2 protein-coding genes are annotated in these 5,567 nt (G+C 70.2%); one reads left to right on the forward strand and one right to left on the reverse strand.

Going from position 1 to position 5,567, the window contains the following annotated elements:
- Window positions 1-3: 3 nt before the first annotated feature.
- Entirely contained in the window at window positions 4-1,737 is a 1,734-nt protein-coding gene (locus D7V93_RS36660; protein ID WP_120647775.1) for a M14 family metallopeptidase, read from the forward strand.
- 144 nt (window positions 1,738-1,881) lie between these two features.
- Here the strand turns inward: D7V93_RS36660 and cglD are convergent, their stop codons facing one another.
- The gene (gene cglD, locus D7V93_RS36665) at window positions 1,882-5,337 is read right to left on the reverse strand and encodes an adventurous gliding motility lipoprotein CglD (protein ID WP_120647774.1); all 3,456 of its coding nucleotides are present in this window, start codon (window positions 5,335-5,337) and stop codon (window positions 1,882-1,884) included.
- Window positions 5,338-5,567: the final 230 nt, after the last annotated feature.

Consider the following 5,567-nt stretch of genomic DNA (forward strand, 5'->3'; position numbering starts at 1 on the left):
GTCCTGTCGCAGGCTCCCCCCTCCCTCACCTCCCTCTCCGAACAGAGCGGCTGGAAGCGCACCGGCCGCTACGCGGAGGCTGAGAGCCTCTGCCGCGCCTTCCCCAAGGCCTTCCCCGGCAGGGCCCGCTGCGACACCCTGGGCCTGTCCCCGGAGGGGCGCCCGCTGGTGGCGCTCGTCGTCAGCCAGGACGGCACCCTCACCGCGGACGCCGCGCGCCGGAAGCAGCGCCCCGTCGTCTTCTTCCAGGGCGGCATCCACGCGGGTGAAATCGACGGCAAGGACGCCGGCTACTGGCTCCTGCGCGACGCGCTCCAGGGCAAGGTGCTGCCGGGCGCGCTCCAGGGCGTCACCGCCGTCTTCGTCCCCGTCTTCAACGTGGACGGCCACGAGCGCTTCGGCCCCAACCACCGCCCCAACCAGGTGGGCCCGGAGGAGATGGGCTTCCGCACCACCGCGCAGAACCTCAACCTCAACCGCGACTACGCGAAGGTGGACGCGCCGGAGATGGCGCTGGTGCTCAAGGCCCTGGCCGCGTGGGATCCGCTCGTCTACGTGGACCTGCACGTCACCGACGGCGCCAGGTTCGAACCCGACGTGTCCGTGAGCCTGGAGCCGCAGAAGGCCGGGCCGCCCGCGCTCGCGGCGCTGGGCCTCAAGCTGCGCGAGGAGCTCTTCGCGGGTCTCACCGCGCAGGGCCACCAGCCGCTGTCCTTCTACCCGTCCTTCGTGAAGGACGACGACCCGACGAGCGGCTTCACCTACGGCGTCCCCCCGCCGCGCTTCAGCCACGGCTACTGGTCCATCCACCACCGCTTCGGCGTGCTCGTGGAGACGCACTCCTGGAAGACCTACGCCCAGCGCGTGAAGGCCACCCGCGACGTGATGGAGGGCCTGTTGCGCCTCGTCGCCCGCGACGGCGCCGCGCTCCAGGCCGCCGTGAAGGCGGAAGACCTGAAGGCCACCTCCGGCCAGGTGCGCGAGGTGGTGCTCGGCTGGGAGAACACGCCCAAGCGGGAGACGCTCCAGTTCAAGGGCTACGCCTACGAGCGCGGGCCTTCGGACATCTCCGGCCAGGCGTGGATCCGCTACGACGACACGAAGCCCCAGACGTGGACCGTGCCCTTCGCGCCGGACCTCCAGCCCGCGCTCACCGTGACGCTGCCCACGGGCGGCTACGTGGTGTCCGCCGCCCACGCCGCGTGGGTGGCGCCCAAGCTCACCGCGCACGGCATCGCGTTCCAGCGCCTCACCCGCGCCGTGCCCGCCGCGAAGGTGGAGTCGTTCCTCTCGCGGGACCTCCAGTTCCGCGAGCAGTCCAGCGAAGGCCACCAGGGCCTCACCGCGAAGGGCGCCTGGAAGCCGGACACCCAGGGGCTGCCCGCGGGCTCGCTCTACGTGCCCGTGGCGCAGAAGAACGTGCAGCTCGTCGCGCACCTCTTCGAGCCGTCGGGGCCGGACTCGTTCCTGTCGTGGGGCTTCTTCAACGCCCACTTCGAACAGAAGGAATACATCGAGGACTACGTGGTGGAGCCCTTCGCCCGCGAGCTGCTCGCGAAGGACCCCGCCGTGAAGGCCGCGTTCCAGGAGCGCCTGAAGGACCCCGCCTTCGCCAAGGACCCGCGCGCCCGCCTGCGCTTCTTCGCGGAGCGGCACCCGGCCTGGGATGAGCGCTTCGGCCTCTACCCCGTCTACCGCGTCGCCAGCGCGCCCGAGGGGCTCGCCCCCGCGAAGTAGGAACAAAGAAGAAGCCCCCGGCCCCGCGTCCCTTCAGGGGGACGAGAAGACCGGGGGCTTCATGGAAGAGCGACGAAGACCTTCCGTCACCTGCGCTCCCCCGGCCCGTGAGGCACCGGGGGAGCGTTTTCATTCCAGCCGGCTTCAGCCGATGGGCCGCTCGCAGGCGCACGCGCTGACGTTGCACGTGAAGCCCGGGGCGCAGCCGCCGCAGTCCGGCTTGCAGATGCAGGCGCAGAGGCCCGGGTCGGCCGCGAAGGCGGAGCCGCAGTTCAGCGCGCCCGTGTCGCAGACGCAGCCGCAGACGCCGCTGCTGTTGTCGAACTTGTAGCCCTCCGCGCAGGACGCGGACTGCACGCAGCTGCACGAGCAGCTGTTCACGTTGCACGTCTCGAAGGTGCCGCACGTGCCGCCGCAGTCCTGCGCGCAGGTGAAGTCACACACGGCGCGGTCGGTGTTGCACACCTGGCCCGCGGGCACGTTGCCGCCGCAGTCCGCCGGGCACTCGCACTTGTCGGTGGTGCGATTGCAGGTGAGCTTGCCCTTGCAGTAGTCCGGGTCGTTCGGGTCGTAGTACGTGGTGTCGGTCGAGCACGGCGGCGGGCTGCCGTTGGGGTTGCTCGAGCGGTCGATCCAGTAGCGGTAGGACACCGCCGCCTGCGTGACGCCGGACTGCTTCGGGCGGCACGCGCCGTAGAACGACACGGTGCGGTTGATGCCGTCCACGTCGAAGCCGTTGGTGCGGCTGCGCGGCAGGTCACCGATGTTCGGGCACACCGCGGGGTTCGCCACTTCCGCCACGGCCACCTTCAACGACGCGCCGATGGGCGGCTTGAGCGTCTTGTAGCCCACCGAGGCGATGACGCTGTCCACGATGGCGTTGATGGTGTTGGTGATGGAGCTCTTGTCGCGGATGCTGCCCGACACGCCGCCCGTGGCCTGGATGACCTCCAGGTGGCGCGGGTCGCGCGGATCCTCGTCCGAGCGGCACCAGGTGGCCGTGTCCGCGGTGGCGTTCTCCGACGGGCAGATGATGCCGTGGACCTGGATGGCCTGACCCGTGGGGTTGTTGGTGGTGCCGGCCCCGGTGCCCGTGTTGAGGAAGTACTGCTTGTAGTTGGCCACCGTGTCCGCGGACTGGTCACGCACGTCGGTGAGGACGACGACCACCATCTTCGCGCCCGGGCGCAGCTTCGTGTTCGCGGCCCCCGTGGACGCGGCCATGTTGTTGATGGCCACGCGCGCCGACTCCAGCGGACGCTCCGTCCCGTTGCCGCCAATGCCCACCCAGCACTCCAGGTTGGACGCGCACGTCGTGTTGGGGATGGGCGTGTACGTCGGGTTCTGGGTGGTTCCGCCCTTCACCGCGCACACGTTGTTGTTGCACTCCGCCTTCTCCGTCAGCCACGCCTTGAACTGGTCCACGTTGGTGGTGAAGTTGCGCAGCACGCCCTTGTTGGGCCCGCTTCCGGCGGCCAGGTAGCTGGTGGTCACCATGGACAGGCGCCAGTCCAGCGTGGCGTTGGCCAGCTTGCTGGCCACCGCCGAGGCGGCCTCCGCCAGGTACGTCTGCGACGTCGCCATGGAGCCGCTGTCGTCCACGACGAAGAGGAAGTCCACCACCGCGGTGTTGCCGGTGAAGACCTCGCACTGCACCGCGTCCGCGTCGCCGAACTGCGCCAGCGCGGAGCCGCCCGCCGTGTCCGCCATGGTGAAGAGGCTGCCCGCCTCGTTGTAACGGGCCGCCGGGGTGATGGCGATGACCACCACCACGCTCTGGTCGGCGCGGTGCACGTACTGCGCCTGGATCTTGAACGGGCCGGTGATGCCCGCGCTGCCGCCGAGGGCATCCGTGGTGGCGGGCACGAGCGCCTTGGCCAGCGTGTTGGTGAAGGTCTTCAGGTCCGCCGTGCCCGCCAGGCCGTACCGGGCGGACACCGCGCTGAAGCCATCCCACGTGGTGAACGTCTGGGTGAACTCCACGTCCGCCGGCGCGAGCGGCGCCGTGCCGGTGCGGATGCCCAGCTCGTCCCCCGCGGGCGTGGTGGAGTTCCCCGAGGCGTTCACCACCTGGCCGCGCTTGTACGCGATGAACGTCACCTGCTTCGTGTCGTCCCAGCCCATCACGCCCACCGTCTGACCGGAGGCCTTGATGTTGACCAGGTTGGCGGTCTTGAACGTGTTGGGCAGCGCCAGCCGCATGTCCGCGCCGCTGTCCTCCTTGAACGTCACCGTGCGCAGGTTCTGCACGCTGCACGCCTTGCCCGCCGGGGTGTTGGGCGCGCCGTCCGTGCCGTTCTGCGGGTTCAGTTCGCCGGGGTCCACCTTGCCGTTCTGGTTGGAGTCCTCGGCGCCGTCGGGGATGCCGTCACCGTCGGAGTCCGGCTTGTTGGGGTCCGTCTTCGTCGTGGGGTCCGCGTCGCCCACGTAGCCGCAGGTGGTGCGCGGGGCCGCCGCCGTCGCCACGCCGCGCTCCACGCCGTCGGAGAGGCCGTCGCCGTCGGAGTCCGGGTTGGTGGGGTCCGTCTCGCCGGCCTCCACCAGGCCGTTGGAGTTCGGGTCCTCGCCGAGGAAGCCGTTGCGGCCCGCGCCGTCCTGGAGGCCATCGCAGTCGGTGTCCGTCAGGCGGGCGTCCGTCTCGCCGCTGTCCACGCGGCCGTTCTTGTTCGTGTCCTCCACGCCGTCCGCCACGCCGTCGCCGTCCGTGTCGGCCTTGGTCTTGTCGGTGCCGGTGGCGTCCTCCACGCTGTCGGGGATGCCGTCGAAGTCCGCGTCGGGGATGGACGCGGCGCAGTCCGCCACGCGCGGGTTGGTCTCACCGGAGTCGAACTTGCCGTTCTTGTTCACGTCCTCGGCGCCGTCGGAGCAGGTGTCACCGTCGGTGTCGGGCTTGAGCGCGTCCGTGCCGGAGGACTTCTCCAGGCCGTCCGGCAGGCCGTCGTCGTCGGTGTCGCGCTTGCGCGGATCCGTCTCACCGGGGCTCTGCGAACCGTTCTTGTTCGCGTCCTCCACGCCGTCGGAGAGGGTGTCACCGTCGGAGTCCGCGGTGTTGGGGTCCGTCTCCGTGAGGTCGCGCTTGCCGTTGCGGTTGGCGTCCTCCAGGCCGTCCGGCAGCCCGTCGCCGTCCGTGTCCGCCTTCACCGGCGAGGTGCGCGAGGCCGGATCCAGGTCCGCGTAGAACGAACAGGTGGCGATGATGCTCTTGATGCGGCCCACCTCCACGCCGTCGCGGATGCCGTCGCCGTCGGTGTCGCGCAGGCCGGGGTTCGTCCTCACGTTGCCCGTGTAGACGGTGGAGAACTCCTCCTGGTCCGTCAGGCCGTCACAGTCGGAGTCCTTCTGGGCGTTGGTCGGATCATACGGGTCGGTGGGGACTTCGCCCGGATCGGGGTCGGGGTCCACGATGACGCCCGCGTCCTCGACGTAGCCGGCATCGAAGCCCGCGTCGACGTCGCCGCTGCCGGCGTCGCTGCCTCCGTCCGTCGTACCGGCGTCTACCGGGGGGGGATTGGGATCTGGGTCGGGGTCAGTGCCGCCGCAGCCCGCGAGCAGCGTGGCCGCGAGCAGGGTGCCGGAGAAGAGTCGGATCCAATTGCGCATACGGGGGTGGCACTCCGGTAAGGGGGGGTTACGGAGAGGCTCCAGCATAGAAGCAATGACGCATGATGCCGATGTAGGTGCGTCCCGGGTTGGAGGGACCCATCTGGCTTTGAAACCTTGGCGTGCAGCGTTGTCGCCTGTTTCCGGCGGCACTGTCTGGACGGGGGACAGGAGGGCTCGGTTATCGTCCCGGCCGTGCCTGTCTTCGGTCTCGCGGCGGTGTGGAGGGG

Origin of the sequence: Corallococcus llansteffanensis, from assembly GCF_003612055.1 — a bacterium.
Classification (GTDB): domain Bacteria; phylum Myxococcota; class Myxococcia; order Myxococcales; family Myxococcaceae; genus Corallococcus; species Corallococcus llansteffanensis.

Coding starts and splice junctions, on each gene's coding strand:
- cglD (WP_120647774.1), bottom strand. CDS start 5,337: ATGCGCAATTGGATCCGACTCTTCTCCGGCACCCTGCTCGCGGCCACG.